Raw genomic sequence first — 16,205 nt, forward strand, 5'->3', positions numbered from 1 at the left:
GGGCTCCTGTCGTTTCCGTGCCCCTGGATTGGGTCATAGTGTCTGTCCGTCCTCTACCTGCGGCGTTGTCTTGCTCCGGATGCGGCAGTTAGGGACGTTCCTTTTCTGCCGGCAGTCTGGGACATTCCTTGAGGTAGTCGTTGGGGACGCTCTTGTTTGACCAGTCGTTTAAGAACGTCCCCAATGACTATCTCTCCGCCCCCGTGGGATCGGGGGTCGTCTACCGAATGGTTGATGCGGCGGCCCTGCGGCCATGTCACACTCAGAGGTGGCCTGACCCAACCCGGAAGGAGCCTCCATGAGCCTTGACAACGTAGCCCTGCGCGCCACCACACTTGATGACCTGACCGGCATCGCCGCCATCTACAACCAGCTGTGGTGCAACACGCTGCGCAACCGCGGCGACGTCGAAGCTGCCGATTTCTGCGCGCGCTTTAACATCGCCATGCAGCTGCAGCGCTCCCCCATCGCGCTTGTCGCCGAGGCCGAGGGCCGCATTATCGCCGCCTGCTGCATCGGCATCTTCGAAGACGGCAAGCCGCGTACCAACCCCACGTGGGTACCCTGCTACGACGAGATGTTCGCCCAGGCAACCGAGATGGCGAAGACCGCCGACGCCAAGCTCGAGGGCTCGCTCTTTGGCGACAGCCGCGAGAAGGCCACGGCCGACCGCTTTGCCGCCACGGGCAATGAGTATGCCCAGGGCCAACTCAACCTCATCATCATCGTGCCCGAGTGGCAGGGCAAGGGGCTCGGCCGCGCGCTCATCGACCTTGCGCGCGCCGAGCTCGCCCGGGCAGGCTGCACCAAGTTCTTCCTGATGAGCGACTGCAGCTCCGACTGGCAGTTCTACGAGCACCTCAACATGAAGCGCATCTTGGAAGATCACAGCCAAGACACCGGCGACGGCTTTATCGTCTACATGTACGGAGGCGACACGCAGGATTAGCTTGAGTGCCGCCTCACGGGCTTTCTCCAAGACAGCCCAAAGCAATCAGCCACGCCAAAAGGGACATGCCAAAAAGGGACAGGTTTATTTTGGCAGGTTTTATCTGGGTAAACGCCAACCGCCGCGAGGAAGTTGCCTTCCCTCGCGGCAGTCTTCTAGCAGCCAAAACCAAGTGAGTAGACTTTTTGCAGGAGGCCGAGCACACCCCGAATCGCCACAGCGCTGACCTGCGGTTTTATTGAGCACTTGTCGTGATATGCTCGGCAGATCCAAAAAAGCCTACTCACTTGGTTTTGAGGCGCTCCAGATAGGCGAACAACCGCCGCGAAAGGGATCCGATCCTCTTCGCGGCGGTTGTTCGCGCTGGTTTTGAGGCGGTTTTGCCCGCTTGCTACTCGCTGCAGCGGGCAGCGATGACAGTTCGCACCATGCCGGCGCTCATAAGGCAGGCCCCCGACGACTACAGCAGCACACGCAATAATCTGACAGTATCATTTGCCATAATCTTGCAGTAGTGTTTTCCATAATCTAATAGTGGCCCAGTTCAGAGGCGTTATTGGATAGTGACATATAACCGTTTTAGAACGTCCCCAACGACTGCCCGGGAGCGATAACAGGTATTATCTGGTCAAACACCAAAACCACCACAAAGGTGCCTGTCCCCTTTGTGGTGGTTTGGAGCTCTCCTCGGCGGAATGCTAGACTGGCGGCGTATACATTCGCGCCAAAACACGGGTCGCATGCAAGAAAGGAGATGCCATGGCGCCTATCGCACCGCTCAAGATGCTCGTCGCTCCTGCCGCCAAGACCATCGCCCGCCTGAGCGACTCACTCACCTACGAAGATATCCCCTGCGTCGTCGAATCACGCGAGGACAGCTGCCCCTACCTGGGCCACGTCCCCTACTTTGCACCCAAGCTCGCATCTGATCCCGAGCAGCGTGAGCAGTAATCCAAGATGCATCTAGCACCGCACAACTCGCGGCGCTACTGTTTTGGTGCAAAGCGACCTGTCCCCCTTGCGCCAACGCCGGGATTGTCGATGCTGCGGCCGCGGCGCGATATGAGGCGCGAAACCTCGCCCAGCAACACGCCGATCACCACACCCATGAGGATCGGCAACTTTGACATCTCGGCGGGCGAGCTGTTAAGCGGCACGGTTGTCGCAACAATCGAAAGCACGAGCTCTACCACCGGCACCGCAAGCGCTACCGCAAGCACCTTGCCCTCGAAGAGCGCGCGAAACACACGCGGGCGGTCGTCGTATTTACGCAGGCGCCAAAACGCCGGGAACATCGGGATATAGCTCATGAGCAGAAAGACGACGTTCATCGAGAAGAAGACCCAAAAGACGTCGGAACCTTCACCCAGCGGAATCTGAAGTAGCAGCACCAAGCTGGCAAAACAACCGTTAATGAGTGCCGAGCCGTTGGGCATGCCGGTCTTCTTGGACACCAGCGCAAAGGGACGCGGCATGTTGCCATGGCGCGCGGCATAGCTCGCCACGTTGTTGACGCCAAAGCTCCAACAGATCATGTTGGCAAACAGCGTTACCAGAAAGGCCACGCCCACGACCATCGTCAGCGGGTGAGCGCGCCCCACCATGGCGGCAACCGCGTCCACAATGCCCGAATCGAGTGAAAGCTGCTCGGTGGGAACCGCGGCTCCAATACCGATGCCACAGATAATGTAGATCGCCGCGATGGCAACGCCACCGGCGATAACCGCCTTGGGGATATCGCGCGATGGGTTCTTCATCGTGCTGGCAAAGGTCGCGACCACCTCAAAGCCCATAAAGTTGAATAGGATGATTGAAAGATACGTCAGTGAGTTAGTGTCTCCCAGATCGGGGACAAAGGTCTTAAACGACATATCGTTGGCAAAGCCGTTGTTGCAGGCAAACCAGATGCCGATGATTCCCACCACGGCGGTAATGAGCACCTTGATGACGGCGCCGCCATCCATGACCCAATCGGCCTCGGCCACCGGCTGCATTGCCATGACCGTGACGCCCCACACAAAGGTAAGCTCGATGGCAATTCGGACCCCAAGCGAAAAATCGATGCCCCATACCGCATTGATGACACTGGGAAACATGCAGGCGATACTTGCCACCCACAGTGGAAAGTTGACCCAATAGCACCAGGAGCAGCGGGCGCCCCAACGGTCGCCCAAGCCCAGACGAACCCAATCGTACAGGCCGCCCTCGGAATCGAACGCCGTACCGAGCTCGGCCACCACCAGGCCATAGGGAAGCAAAAACGTAATGATGAGGAAGATCCACCAGAAGAACTGCACGTTACCCATGGCAGATGCCGGAGCCGCCGCCTCGATGGTAAAAACGACGCAGATAACCGAGAGGATGACCTCGAACAGGGAGAACTTTTTACCTGCCACGGCACGCTCCCCCTACAGCAAAAAGGATGGCATCTGTACCGAAGGCGCAGCCCAAGGTAGGGTTGCAGGCCGCGTCACCGGTGCAGGTGCCATCCCAAAGAGAAGAGAGGATGCAATTGTTGGACCAACGCTCGCGGAACAGGCGCGTGTAGATAACGATACGCTGGTACATAGATACTCCGATCAAAACGGTCGCGCTCGCAACCGGAAACTATCAGCAATTGAAGACGCGTCTGACCTGGGAAATTCAAGCGAACAATTGGCCTAACCCGCAATAAATCCCAGATCAGACGCGTACTCAATCAAAGAGGCGGACACTCCGAAGTGGAGGCAACGGAGTGCCCAAAGAAAAACCCAGCCGACCAAGACATCGAATAAACCGACCATCAATGCCCCGAGATGGTCCGATTCACCGACCGTCCGATTGATCGGCTGGGTTTCTGAGGTGCGGCAGATTCCCGTGAAAGAGGAGCGCCGCGTACTTTGGTACGCAAGCGACGAATGAACGGGAAGGTGCCGTGCCTCGGGAAGACAGACAATTACGCGGACGGCTCCTGCTGAGTAATGCAGTGGATGTTGCCGCCACCGAAGACGACCTGCTCGGACTGAACGCCGACGCACTTGTAGACACCCTCGCCCCAGACCTCGTCGTAGATCTTCTGGAGCGTGTCGACGGCCAGCTGGTCGTTCTCGTCGCCGTACTGCGGGACGATAACGCCGTGGTTGGTCACGAGGTAGTTCATGTAGGAGGCGATCAGCGGCTCGTCGGGGACGCGCGGCTCGGCGTTCTCGTCGGCGTCGATGGTGTCGCAGGAAGCCTGGTCCATGAACAGCGGGTTCACGGGCATGCAGAGCTTGTAGACCTTCATCTTGCGGCCCTTGGCGTCGACGGCGTTGGAGAGGGTCTCGTAGGCAGCGTGGCACTGCTCGTAGAACGGATACTCGGGATCGTCGGTCCAAATGCAGGCCATGACGCCCGGCGCGATGAACGTGGCGACGTCGTCGATGTGGCCGTTGGTCTCCTCGGGGTCGATGCCCTCCTTGACCCAGATGACCTTCTCGACACCCAGGTAATCCTTGAGGTGCTCGTCCATGTAGGCGCGAAGCTCCTCGCTCCAGGGCTCAAACTTCTTGTGGAACTTGGGCCAGATGGACTCGGGATCCTCTTCCTCCTCGAGCACTGCAGAGCAGGTGCGGCCCGGGGAAAGCAGGCACTGGTCGGTCACGACAAGGGTGCCCTCGCCGTCAACGGTGATGGAGCCGCCCTCGAGGATCATGTCATCGGGACGATAGCGGCGGCAGCCGGAAAGCTCAGCCATCTTAAGGGCGATCTGCTCGTCCTTGTCCCACGGGAAATAGAGGCCGTCGACGAGACCGCCGTAGGCGTTGAAGTGCCAGTGGTTGGCGCGCTTCTCACCCTTGCCGTTGATGACGTAGGTGGCGGCGGTGTCGCGGAACCAGGCGTCGTCGGTGGTCATCTCGATGACGGTGACGTTCTCGTCCTCCTCGAAGACGGCCTTGCAGTTGGCATAGTCGACCTGGTTGGCGCACATGGTAACCGGGGTGAACTCGGCGATGGCGCGGGCGATGGCGGCATACTGCTTCTGAGCCGGCTTGGCGCCGTGGGCCCAGGTGTCGGTGCGGTGGGGCCAACCCATCCACACGCGATCCTGCGGGGCGAACTCAGCGGGCATAAAGAAGCCGTCGGCCTTGGGGGTGGACTCGGACTCGGTGATCGTACGCATAAGATATCCTCCAAATCGAACGATCGCTTGCTGCGGGCGGGTTACCCGCAGCCTAAAACCAAGAGATGGTAGGCGCCCGTTCCCCGGCAAGGGTCGGGGCGCCCGGCGCCGGTTTTCACGGAGTCGCACCGGCAAGCGACGACGTAACCAAGTGCGCGGAGACAAAACGCACGAAGGATACGGAAGAGAGATTGGGGTGGGCGGTGGTTACCGGAGCTATCGCTCACACCCACCCCGGGGAATGGTTAGCAAACCTGTCGCTTGGGCACGTCTCCGAAGAGGCTAGAGTGCCCGGAGTCGGGAGCGACAAGCCCGACGAAGCGCGCGTTGGTACACGAGGAGGGTTGGAGCCCCAGAACCGGGTGCTCTAGTTCTCCTCGGCCTCGGCGGCCTCCTCAGCGAGACGCTGAGCTGCCAGCTCGGGAGTGAGGCCCTTGTACTCGGTCTCGCGGCCCTTGGCGCTGACGACGCGGACAACCTCGCCGATGAGCAGAAGCACGATGAAGATAACGATCATCGGGAGCTTGTCGCCAATCTCGGCGGCGGAGAGCGGCACCAGCGTTGCAACGATGGCCAGGATCAGCTCGATGCAAGGGATGGCCAGCATGACCTTCATCATGGCACCCTTAAACGGGAACGTGAAGATGCGCTCGCGGTCGGGGTCGCTCTTGCGAAGGTTGAGGAACGCCGGGAACATCGGGATGTAGGTCAGCAGCAGGAAGACGACGGAGGTGCCGAAGAGCATCCAGAAGACGCCGTTGGAGATGGCGTCGATGGGAACGAGCTGCAGGCACAGCACCAGGGAGGCAACGACGGCGTTGACCAGGTTGGCGCCGTTGGGCATGTCATCATCCGAAATCATCGAGGCGAAGACCTTGGGCATGTTGCCGTGCTCGGCAGCGTAGCGGGCGACGGAGTTGACGCCGAAGGACCAGGCGGCCATGTTGGCGAACAGGGTGATCAGGAAGGCGATGCAGATGACCCTGAAGATCATGGAGTCGCCCACCATGGTCTGGACTGCGACAATCATGCCATAGTCGGGGTCGATGGAATCGGCCGGCACAGCAGCGCCGATGCCAAAGCCAGCGAACAGGTAGATCACGGCGATGGACAGGCCACCGACGATGATAGCCTTGGGGATATCGCGAGCGGGATCGGCCATGTCGTCGGTCATAGTGCAGATGACCTCGAAGCCCATGAAGTTAAAGATGATGATCGACAGGTAGCCGAGAGCGTTGGTGTTGGTGAGCTCGGGCAGGAAGGTGGCAGCGGACATGTCGTTCGCAAAACCGTTCTCCATGGCATACCAAATGCCCAAAGCGCCAACGATAACGGCGACGGCGACCTTGATGATGGCGCCACCGTTAAGGACCCACTCGGAGTCGGCCGCCTTGGAGCGGCCCATGAGGTAGACGATCCACACAAAGGCAAGATCGATACCCATCTTGGCGATCAAGTTGAACTCGACGCCAAAGACCATGCCCAAAATGTCGGGGAACATGGTAGCCAGCGAGGCGATCCACAGCGGGTAGTTGACCCAGTAGTAGTACGAGATGCGGGCGCCCCATTTGTCGCCCAGGCCATCGCGTACCCAGTCGTAAATGCCGCCCTCGCCGTCATAGGTGGTACCGAGCTCGGCGACAACCATGCCGTAGGGAAGCAGGAAGGTCAGGATCAGGAAGATCCACCAGAAGAACTGCTGGTTGCCAATGGCAGCAGCAGGAGCGGCGGCCTCGCAAACGAAGACGACGCAGATGATGGTCGAAATGACCGTCAAGAAGGAAAGCTTTTTCTTTCCGTCGCTCATGATGAGCTCCTTCGCTCAGTCTTGGACAGATCCGAGGCCCTAAGGTATTAAGGCAATTGCTTGGGCCTCGGTGAGCGGGCGACAGGAGACGAGCATCCGCCGCCCGCAAACGTGCTTTTAGAAGCCTTGAGGCTTAGAGCTGCTCGAGAGCCTCGAGAGCGGCGTGGAGCTCAGCCTTGGCGGAGTACTCGACACCCTCGTCGTTGAGCGGGGTGCGCTTGCCCAGGGCGGCAAGGAGAGCACGGATGGAGTGCTTGCGGTTCTCGGCCTCGACCCAGCACAGGGAGCGCTCGGGATCGTCCATGACTTCGTCGACGACCTCCTCGTTGCGGGTGGCCGGCAGGCAGTGCATGAACTTGGAGTTGGGGCCGGCAAAGTTCATCATGTCCATGGTGACCTGATACTTGGGATAGAACACGTCCATGTAGTTCTCGCCCGAGACCTCCTCGTCGTACAGGCCATACCACACGTCGGTGTAGATGAAGTCGGCGCCCTTGATGCACTCGATGTCGTCGGAGATGACGACAGAGCCGCCGGAGACCTTGCAGTTCTCCTCGGCGATGGCCATCATCTGCTTGCCGAACTCGGCGCGCTCCTCGACGGTGCCAACGTGCAGGCCGCCGTCGGGGATCTGGTGGCCCTTAGGTCCAAACTGGACAAACTTCATGCCGACCTTGGAGGCGATGAACATGAGGGAGACGCAGACCTGGGTGGCGTCGCCGATGAAGGCCAGGGTGCAGTCCTCGATCTTCTTGCCCTCGGGGAGGTTCTCGAGCATGGTCATGAGGTCGCCCATCTCCTGCGTGGGATGGTTGAACTCGGACATGCCATTGATGACGGGCACAGCGGAGCCCTCGGCGAGGCCGACGACGTCCTTGTGACGGTCAACGCGAGCCATCATGATGTCGAGCAGCGAGCCCATAACGCGAGCGGTGTCGCCCAGGGACTCGTGACCGCCGAGCTGGATGGTGCCAGGGCCATAGAACTGAGCATGGCCGCCAAGGTCGGTCATAGCGGTCTCGAAGGAAAGACGGGTGCGGGTGGAGACCTGCTGGAAGATCATGCCAAGGCTCTTGTTGCGGAGCAGGTGCGGATAATAACCGTCAACCTTGATGGCCTTCTTCATTGCCAGGCCAAGATCCTCGATAGCCAGGATCTGCTCTTTGGTGAAGTCGTTGGTGTCGATGAAATCCTTAGGCAGTGCCATGTCGATTTCCTTTCCGCCGGTCTTGCCGACTATTACTATGAGACGCTCGAACATCACGCCTCGTGTTGACAAGACCATCATTCACCCGTATGCAATTTTTACCTAGTTTATTCGGGATTAAAGACCGTTCACGGAGTTACACCCCCTCTAAACCAATATAAACCCGCAGGTAGCGAGCTTGCAGGGGGTTTACTATCTGGAACCGCGAACGGTATATCGCTATGCTGTAACTCGGCGCCTAATCCGCAATGAAACGATGGGTTGAGGCGTCTATATCCCGCAAGATATACAGGGCTCGGCCATAGACGAAATGAGATGGGACGGTGGCAGATGAACACTCTGATGTTCTTCTATACCCTAGCGATACTCCTGATTTGTATTGTGACGGCAGTGCTTTCGCTTGCCGCCTATGCCTCGTCTCGTCGACGGTTCTTTATCTATGGCAGCGGCGTATTTATCTGCTATGCCATCGAGATGACCGAGATTTTCTTTTTCGAATACACGCTGCAAAACCAGAGTTTTCCGGCCAGCGACTATTACTCAATTACCATGCCTGTGTTGCGGACCCTTGTGGCGACCGCTTCACAAGCTTTTATCTGGCTCATTGCCATGGACTTGCTCGACAAACATTCAAAAAAGCAGTTTGTTATTCCCGTCGCAACGTTCTTCCTGAGCGAGCTGCTGATCATTGTCGCTGTCCCCTACGGCCCCATGCATCAATGGCTCTACTACACGATACGTCAGGCATTCCTTGTATTTGTGGGGCTCTATATCTTTTGGACGGCGCATAAAAGCACGCAGGTCGAGCTTAAGGCGCGCGTCAACAATCAACGAAAGCACCTCATTATCGGCGCCATTCTGGTCGGTTGCATCGTTGCCGAGGATTTCTACAACATCCTTGTTGTTCCCATGAGCCTGGCACCCTCCTGGCTGCAGCTGTACCTATCCGAGCGCAACTTTAGCGAGAACATCTTTGCGTGCTACTTTGCGATTCTGCTGATTATCTATGCCTATCACGTGCTTTCGATTCGCATGCGGGAGGCACCCGAGGAAAAGAACGTCAGCGATCTTGATCGACACATCGAAGAGCAGATGCCCTTCTACCGCAACGCCTACAAGCTCTCCAACCGCGAGACCGAAGTCATGCGCCTGGTTGTGCTGGGCAAATCGAACCAAGAGATCGCCGACGAGCTATTCCTTGCCGTGGGCACCGTCAAGACCCACATCCACAACATCCTGGTCAAAACCGAGCAGCAAAACCGCACGACGCTGATCCTCCACTTCTGGAAGCGATAACCTACCAAAAAGGGACAGGTTTATTTTGGCAGGTTTTATCTGGGCAAACGTGAAGGCCGTCGCGAGGGAACTGCTTTCCCTCGCGACGGCCTTCTAACAGCGAAAACCAAGTGAGTAGGCTTTTTGCAGAAGGCCGAGCACGCCCCAAATCGACACAGCCCTGACCTGCGGTTTTATTGGGCACTTGTCGCGGTGTGCTCGGCAAATCCAAGAAAGTCTACTCACTTGCATCTGAGGCGCACCAGAAAGGCAAAAAACCGCCGCGAAAGGGGTCCGAACCCCGTTCGCGGCGGCTGTTCGCAGTGGCTTTGCGATGGTTTTACCCGTCTGCTACTCGCTGTAGCGGGTGGCGATGGCAGCTTGTACCATGCCGGCGCTCATGAGGTACGTTACCAGGAAGTAGCCACCATAGGCCGCCAGGAAAATCGCGCAGGTGAGGCCCGCGGTGCCGGCGATGCTCATATCGCCGAATACGCTCACCAGCTCGATGATCACCTTGAGCGCCACAAAGGAGTGCGCCAAGCCCACTGCCAGCGGGAACAGGAAGAATACCGCTTGCTGCGCCATCACCGAATGACGAATCTGGCGGTCGTCACAGCCGATCTGTGCCAGCACACGATAGCTGCGGCTGCCGTCGGCCACATTGGAGATCTGCTGGATCGATAGGATTGCCGCGCACGCAACGACCAGTACAAAGCCAATGTAGATGGCCAGATAGCTAATCATGCCGTTCATCTGCGCTGCTTGCGTGTACATCTCGGAACGCTTGATGAAGACTCCCCACGACCCCGGCTCCTTGCCGTCAACGAGCAGATTATCGAGCAAGGTGTATTTAATGCTCTCGTCTGCCTCGGTCGTATCCATACCCTGTTTGTAATTAACGAGCAGATTACTGGAATACGGCTGCAGATTAAGCTGGGACAGCAGTTCATCGGCTACGACCACGGTACCGGGATTGCTGCCCATCGCCGAGTTGGCGATGGCCGCCGTGTCCTCGTCCGACTTATCGGTTGCGGGCTTGAGCTCATGCCCGCCCAAGGTGAGGGTATGGCCGCCGGCCATGTATTTGGTGTACAGGTCGCCCAGCTCACCGCCCATATCACACGTGAGCAAATACTGGTCGCGGCCAATGCTCACCGGCTCCTCGCCCATCATCTGGCGCAGTTTGTTGTACTGGCTCGCCGGCGTCACATACAGACCCATCGCATCGGCGTTGCTTCCCTCGAGCGCCTTGGGAAGCTTTTCGCCCATGGCCTTGCACATCTCGCCCGCCACCACCGAGGGGCCCGAGCCGCCAAGCGGGTAACTCAGATACGAATCGATCTGCACATGCTCACCGGCAACATCGGCGATATTGACCTTTTTGCCGGTCTCGTCGTTGTTGTCCGCCGACTTGCGCTCGCCATGCCATGCAGCGTACAAATCGACCGTTGCATCGGCCAGCACCATGCGATCGGCCTCAGACGGATTGACATACTCCTTGTAGTAGTCGAGCGTTTCGGGCGTGTAATAGACATACGTCTGAGACACGTCAACAGGGTTATAGCGCTCCAGGTTTTCGTTCATCACATTGGCAATAGACATACCGCACGTCACCGAGGTAATGGCCAAAAACAGAATCATCGCGATGACGCCCATCGAAAAGCACACCGTGTTGACCTTGGCCGCAAGCTGGCGCACGGTAAACATGTTAAGTCCGCGCCAATACACGCCGCGCAGGCTCTGCAACAGCTTGATAAGCATGCCCGAGAGTCCCAAGAACAGGGCAAAGGTGCCCACTGTAACCATAGCGGTCGTAATGCCAAACTGGTTCATAGCCTCTTGCAGCTTGCTGTCCGTCGCGGTTAGCGGGAACCCATCACGTAGCAGACGGTAATAGGCCACGCCCACAAGCACCACGCCCACGGCAAAGATGGCAATCGCGATCCAGGGGTTGCGTGTCTTGATGCTCTCGTTGCGACGCTCGGCACCCATAAGCTCGATGAGTTTGGTACGACGCACGGCGCGAAGGTTCAGCAGTAGCGTGAGCACAAACATCACGAGCATGCAGGCAAGGGTCAGGTTGAACGCATGCGCCGAGAAGAAAAAGTGGAAATTGGCAATCTGCGTCTTAAAGAGCGAGGCCGTAAAGAACGTCATGAGCTGGGAGAGCCCCACGCCCAGCACAATGCCGGCAACAAAGGCCACGACCGATACTATCACGGTCTCGAGCGCCATGATCGTGGCGACGCGCCCGCGCCCCATGCCGAGCACCTGGTACAGGCCAAACTCCTTCTTGCGGCGTTTCATGATGAAGTTATTGGCATACACCATCAAAAAGGCCATGACACCGGCCAAAAAGTACGTCAGGTAGCCGAGCATGCTGCCCATAACCTGCGCCAAGCCCTTTTCATCGATTCCGGCGATGTCAACCTGCATCGAGATGGTGTTAAAGGCATAGAAGACCGTGACGCCCAGGGTGAGCGTCAAAAGGTAGACGAGATAGTCGCGGCCGGCGCGGCGGACGTTGCCCCAAGCGAGTTTACAGAGCATCGGAGCCCTCACCGCCCATCATGGCAACGACCTCCATAATGCGGTCGAAAAACTCTCGGCGGTCGGTGTCGCCGCGGCGCAACTCGGTGAAGATTTTGCCGTCGCGAATAAACAGTACACGACTCGTGTAGCTGGCGGCAAAGCTGTCGTGCGTGACCATGAGCACGGTAGCGCGTAGGCGGCGATTGAGGGCCTCCAGGCTCTCGAGCAGCAGGCGAGCGCTCTTGGAATCGAGGGCGCCGGTGGGCTCGTCGGCCATGATCATGGTGGGATCGGTGACGAGCGCGCGAGCCGCGGCAACGCGCTGCTGCTGACCGCCGGACATCTGATAGGGATACTTGTCGAGCACCTGACTGATGGACAGGCGCGCTGCCACATCCTGCACGCGGGTCGAGATCTCTGCCGAGTTTGTGCGGGCGATGGTGAGCGGCAGGGCGATGTTCTCGCGCGCCGTGAGCGTATCGAGCAGGTTGGAGTCCTGGAAGATAAAGCCCAGTTCCTCGCGGCGGAACTGCGAGAGCTTGGCCTGCTTCATGCGCGTCACGTCCTGGCCGTTGATGCGGATCGTGCCACTTGTGGCGCTATCGATGGTCGACACGCAGTTGAGCAACGTCGACTTGCCCGAGCCCGAAGCGCCCATGATGCCAACAAATTCGCCGCGGTTGACGGTAAAGCTGACGTCGTTGAGCGCGCGGGTCACGTTGCCCAGCGCTCCATATACCTTTTCGAGATGCGCGACCTCCAGTACCGGGGTCGCCATGTGCGTGGTTTGCATACCGAGTCCTTTCTTGCGATTAGTCTACGGCATCTATAGTCGCAAGAAGCCGAGTCGGCTACCATCGATATGACTTACGCTTGCCTTACCGTTGTGTAAGGTACGGGTAGCTAGCCTGTCACGTGTTGATGTTGAGAGAGGACTCCTGTTGAAGACTGTTCATGTTGCCGCCGGGATCATTCGCAAGGAAGGATCCGACGAGCTGCTGGCCGTGCAGCGCGGCTACGGCGACATGCAAGGACTTTGGGAGTTCCCGGGTGGTAAGCTCATGCGCGGCGAGTCGCCCGAGGACGCCGTACGCCGCGAGCTTATGGAAGAGTTGCAGGTAAAAGTCACCAACCTGCGCGATTTCTACACCGTTGAGTATGACTACCCCGATTTTCATCTCTCCATGGAGTGCTACTACTGCTCGCTCGCCGATGAATCCGATGAGCCTCAGAAGCACGACCGCCAGCTCGATATCCGCTGGATTCCGCGCACCTCGCTTGCCACCGTTGAGTGGATGCCCGCCGACAAGGGGCTCATTGATGCCCTGATTGAGCTGAAGGAAGACCGGCTTGAGGCAAGCGCCGCCGATGACGCCGCGCCCAACACAGCCGCCAAACCCAGGCGCAAACCTAAGCGCCGCAGCAAAAAGCGCCCCAAGCCCGGCCTGCTGGACGGCATCGATACCTCGGACCTCTCCGCTGACGAGCGCGAACTGGTCCGCCGGCGCGCCGCCATCAAAAAGTCCATGAAGGGCAACAAGCGCGCCAACACCAAGCCCGAGCTGCTCGTACGTCAGCGCCTACGGGCCGCGGGCCTTACGGGCTATCGTTTGGAATGGAAGGTACCCGGCAAGCCCGACATCGCCTTCCCCGGCCGCAAGATCGCCATCTTCGTCAACGGCTGCTTTTGGCACCGCTGCCCCAAGTGCAACCCGAGCCAGCCCAAGCGCAATGTTGATTTTTGGGAGGCAAAGTTCCGTCGCAACGTCGAGCGCGACCGCGCTGCCGTGGCGGCACTCACTCAAATGGGCTGGACACCCATAACCATCTGGGAATGCGAGCTCAAAAAAGACCGCATCGACGCCACGATGGAAAAGGTCATCGAGCAGGTACGGGCTGCAGAGCCGCAGCGCTAACAGCGAGCATTCACACGCCCCACACAGGCGAGCCACATCCACGTCACAAACCTTAGAAAGCCCTTAAGCCCAAAACCTTTCAAGAGTGTTACTCAATAGCCTTGACCTGCGGTTTCATCGTAACACCAAACCAGGTTAAGCCTTTCTTTAGCGCTTCTTTGAACGGTCCGCTGCATAATACTGCCAACGCACGGGACCTAGCAGCACACCCTGTGCGCAACCTTTTGGTGGACATCGAGGAGGCCGCATAAGCATGCATTCTTCCAATGACGCAACACAGCAGCCATCCCTAACACATGCAGACCTTTTCTCCTTCCCCCCGACACAGAGAAATGGCCTCCTCGACTCCCCCACCACAAAAGCAAAACGCTCAACCGACCAGAACCTCAACTTGCGAGCATCGTTCGAAAAGCTCCAAGCATCCCTAAACAAGGCGTTCCCCGAACAGGCAAGAGCAATCTAAGCCCATCGCGCTTTATACTGATGCCATGCGAAACATGGATCACATAGAATTGCACCGCGGAGGACGCGAGGAAGCGTTTCCCGAGACCGCCGATGACTGGCCCTATATTGCCGAACGCGCAGAATTCGCTCGCTATCCGGGCAATTCCGTCCCCTGGCACTGGCATTCCGAAGTTGAGCTTTTCTACATGGAGCAGGGAGCGATTGACTATCGAACGCGCGCGGCTCATGAGCACGTACGCTTTGAGGAAGGGTCCGCCGGCTTTATCAACGGCGGCGTTTTGCACAGCACGCTGCAATCACCCAATTCGGCACCAGCCATTCAAATGTTGCATATCTTTCAGCCGTCGATGCTCGGCGATCCCGCGGGACGCCTTCAAAAGCGCTATATCAATCCTTTACTGCAATGTCGAGGCGTCGATGTGCTCAAATGGTCGCCCACCAACCCCGACGATATGCCCTTTATCGATTTGCTAAAGAGTTCCTTTAACCACGACCTTCAACGGCCGCAGAACGAGATGGCGCTTCGGAATAGCTTGTCAGAGCTCTGGATTCAGATTTACGCCAAGGCCGAACCGCTCTTTTCCTCCGACAACGCCTCTTGGATGACCAACCGCGACGTACAGTTCAAGGCAATCCTGGACTATATCCGCGCGAACTATGCAGCCGCTATAGATGTGCCCCAGATGGCATCTGCAGCCGGCGTAAGCGAAAGAGAGTGTTACCGCATTATCGAAGCTTGCGCAGGAACGACCCCGGCGGCATATCTGCGCGCATACCGCGTAAACCGTGCTTGCGAACTTTTGACACACACCACGCGAACGGTCCAGACAGTCGCGCGCCAATGCGGCTTTGCGACAGCAAGCCATCTTGGCCAGGTATTTAAAGAACAAATGGGATGCACTCCTTCGAGCTATCGAGCAGCGAGGCAGAATCTCGATAGCACCAGGCAGAAATCCCGCTAGCCTTTCTTCTGTCACCGCATCAAACTTGCAGGCAAACAACAGAGAGGAGCAATCATATGAAGCACTTTGACCATATCGTATTTGACGTTGATGGGACATTGGCAGATACAGAAGAAAGCGTTCTATCATCGCTTGTCCAGATTGTCCAAGAAGAGACCGGCAAAACGCTCCCCCGACACGAGCTTGAATTTGCCCTCGGCATACCCGGCAAGGATGCCCTTGAGAAACTTGGAATCTACTCGCAGGCAACGTTGGATCGCTGGTGCCAAGTTGCCGCCAGCTTTAAAAGCACCATCAGCGTGTTTCCAGGTTTGCTTGAAGTCATCGCAACACTCGCCGATAGCGGCTGCAAACTTGGCATCGTCTCCTCACGTGCGCGCGACGAATACACAAAAGAAATTGCACCCCTTGGTTTCGATAAGTATTTTGAGCACATCATCCTTGTCGAAGACACAACCGAACATAAACCCGCACCCGCACCCATGCTCGAATATCTCCGGCGTACGGGCGCGAATCCTGGCAACGTCGTCTACGTTGGCGACACCGTCTACGACGAACAATGCGCAACTTCGGCAGGGGTCAGTTTTGCCAGAGCGGCATGGGGATCACACCAAGACATCCCAAACGCCACCTACAACCTCAAAACCCCCAACGACCTACTAACCCTAACAACCAAATAACCCACGCGTCCCACCCTTTCAGCCCCAACACCACAAGGGCGATTGAGCAGAACGGCTTGGGCGGGTCCCCGTACTTAGTTTCCAAAATCATTCCGCAGCGCGAAGGCTTCTTATTATTTTCCGCCCTAACGCCACAAGGGCGACGACCTCGAGTAGGTCAACCTGGGAGGGACGAGGGCTTAGTTCCCCAATCTTTCCGCAGGGGGCAAAAAGCCTCGCCGCACGAAGTGCGCAGCGAGGCTTTTTGCATGCCCGAGGACGATTGGGG

At 58.0% G+C, this 16,205-nt stretch carries 13 protein-coding genes; 6 read left to right on the forward strand and 7 right to left on the reverse strand.

Annotation, left to right across the window (positions count from 1 at the left end; translation table 11 throughout):
* The first annotated feature begins 298 nt into the window (after window positions 1-298).
* Window positions 299-949, forward strand: a complete 651-nt coding sequence (locus DW037_RS05455) for a GNAT family N-acetyltransferase (protein WP_117583527.1) — start codon at window positions 299-301, stop codon at window positions 947-949.
* 759 nt (window positions 950-1,708) lie between these two features.
* Window positions 1,709-1,900: a hypothetical protein gene (locus DW037_RS05460; protein ID WP_117629864.1), complete on the forward strand. Its 192-nt coding sequence runs from the start codon at window positions 1,709-1,711 to the stop codon at window positions 1,898-1,900.
* Window positions 1,901-1,935: 35 nt separating this feature from the next.
* Here DW037_RS05460 and DW037_RS05465 read toward each other — a convergent pair whose 3' ends face one another.
* The 5 genes from DW037_RS05465 to ptcA all read right to left on the reverse strand — a co-directional run bounded on the left by DW037_RS05465 (window position 1,936) and on the right by ptcA (window position 8,104).
* Window positions 1,936-3,345, reverse strand: a complete 1,410-nt coding sequence (locus tag DW037_RS05465; protein ID WP_117629865.1) for an APC family permease — start codon at window positions 3,343-3,345, stop codon at window positions 1,936-1,938.
* Entirely contained in the window at window positions 3,335-3,517 is a 183-nt protein-coding gene (locus tag DW037_RS10505; protein WP_147327489.1) for a hypothetical protein, read from the reverse strand. The genes DW037_RS05465 and DW037_RS10505 overlap by 11 nt, the downstream gene beginning before the upstream one ends.
* 367 nt (window positions 3,518-3,884) lie before the next feature.
* The gene (locus tag DW037_RS05470) at window positions 3,885-5,090 is read right to left on the reverse strand and encodes an agmatine deiminase family protein (protein ID WP_089572369.1); all 1,206 of its coding nucleotides are present in this window, start codon (window positions 5,088-5,090) and stop codon (window positions 3,885-3,887) included.
* A 367-nt stretch (window positions 5,091-5,457) separates the two neighbouring features.
* Window positions 5,458-6,897: an APC family permease gene (locus DW037_RS05475; protein ID WP_118094775.1), complete on the reverse strand. Its 1,440-nt coding sequence runs from the start codon at window positions 6,895-6,897 to the stop codon at window positions 5,458-5,460.
* Between the two features lie 133 nt (window positions 6,898-7,030).
* On the reverse strand, window positions 7,031-8,104 hold the full coding sequence (ptcA, locus tag DW037_RS05480; RefSeq protein WP_117583532.1) for a putrescine carbamoyltransferase: 1,074 nt from the start codon (window positions 8,102-8,104) through the stop codon (window positions 7,031-7,033).
* 330 nt (window positions 8,105-8,434) lie between these two features.
* Here ptcA and DW037_RS05485 point away from each other — a divergent pair, with 330 nt between their 5' ends.
* On the forward strand, window positions 8,435-9,400 hold the full coding sequence (locus tag DW037_RS05485) for a response regulator transcription factor (protein ID WP_158551685.1): 966 nt from the start codon (window positions 8,435-8,437) through the stop codon (window positions 9,398-9,400).
* A 330-nt stretch (window positions 9,401-9,730) separates the two neighbouring features.
* On the opposite strand, the gene DW037_RS05490 is transcribed toward DW037_RS05485, so the two are convergent.
* Both DW037_RS05490 and DW037_RS05495 read right to left on the reverse strand, forming a co-directional pair.
* Window positions 9,731-11,932, reverse strand: coding sequence for an FtsX-like permease family protein (locus DW037_RS05490; protein WP_118372951.1), 2,202 nt, complete (start codon window positions 11,930-11,932; stop codon window positions 9,731-9,733).
* Window positions 11,922-12,707 (reverse strand): ABC transporter ATP-binding protein, encoded by a 786-nt coding sequence (locus DW037_RS05495; protein ID WP_006234847.1) that lies wholly within the window; start codon window positions 12,705-12,707, stop codon window positions 11,922-11,924. Before DW037_RS05495 ends, DW037_RS05490 begins: the two co-directional genes overlap by 11 nt.
* Before the next feature lie 148 nt (window positions 12,708-12,855).
* On the opposite strand from DW037_RS05495, the gene vsr reads away from it, so the two are divergent.
* From vsr to DW037_RS05510, 3 genes are all read left to right on the forward strand, one after another.
* Window positions 12,856-13,830: a DNA mismatch endonuclease Vsr gene (gene vsr / locus DW037_RS05500; RefSeq protein WP_117629870.1), complete on the forward strand. Its 975-nt coding sequence runs from the start codon at window positions 12,856-12,858 to the stop codon at window positions 13,828-13,830.
* A 497-nt stretch (window positions 13,831-14,327) separates the two neighbouring features.
* Window positions 14,328-15,257, forward strand: a complete 930-nt coding sequence (locus DW037_RS05505) for an AraC family transcriptional regulator (protein ID WP_158551686.1) — start codon at window positions 14,328-14,330, stop codon at window positions 15,255-15,257.
* 56 nt (window positions 15,258-15,313) lie between these two features.
* Entirely contained in the window at window positions 15,314-15,937 is a 624-nt protein-coding gene (locus tag DW037_RS05510) for an HAD family hydrolase (RefSeq protein ID WP_117629872.1), read from the forward strand.
* The last annotated feature ends 268 nt before the right edge of the window (window positions 15,938-16,205 follow it).

Source organism: Collinsella sp. AF39-11AT (assembly GCF_003474585.1).
Taxonomy (GTDB): domain Bacteria; phylum Actinomycetota; class Coriobacteriia; order Coriobacteriales; family Coriobacteriaceae; genus Collinsella.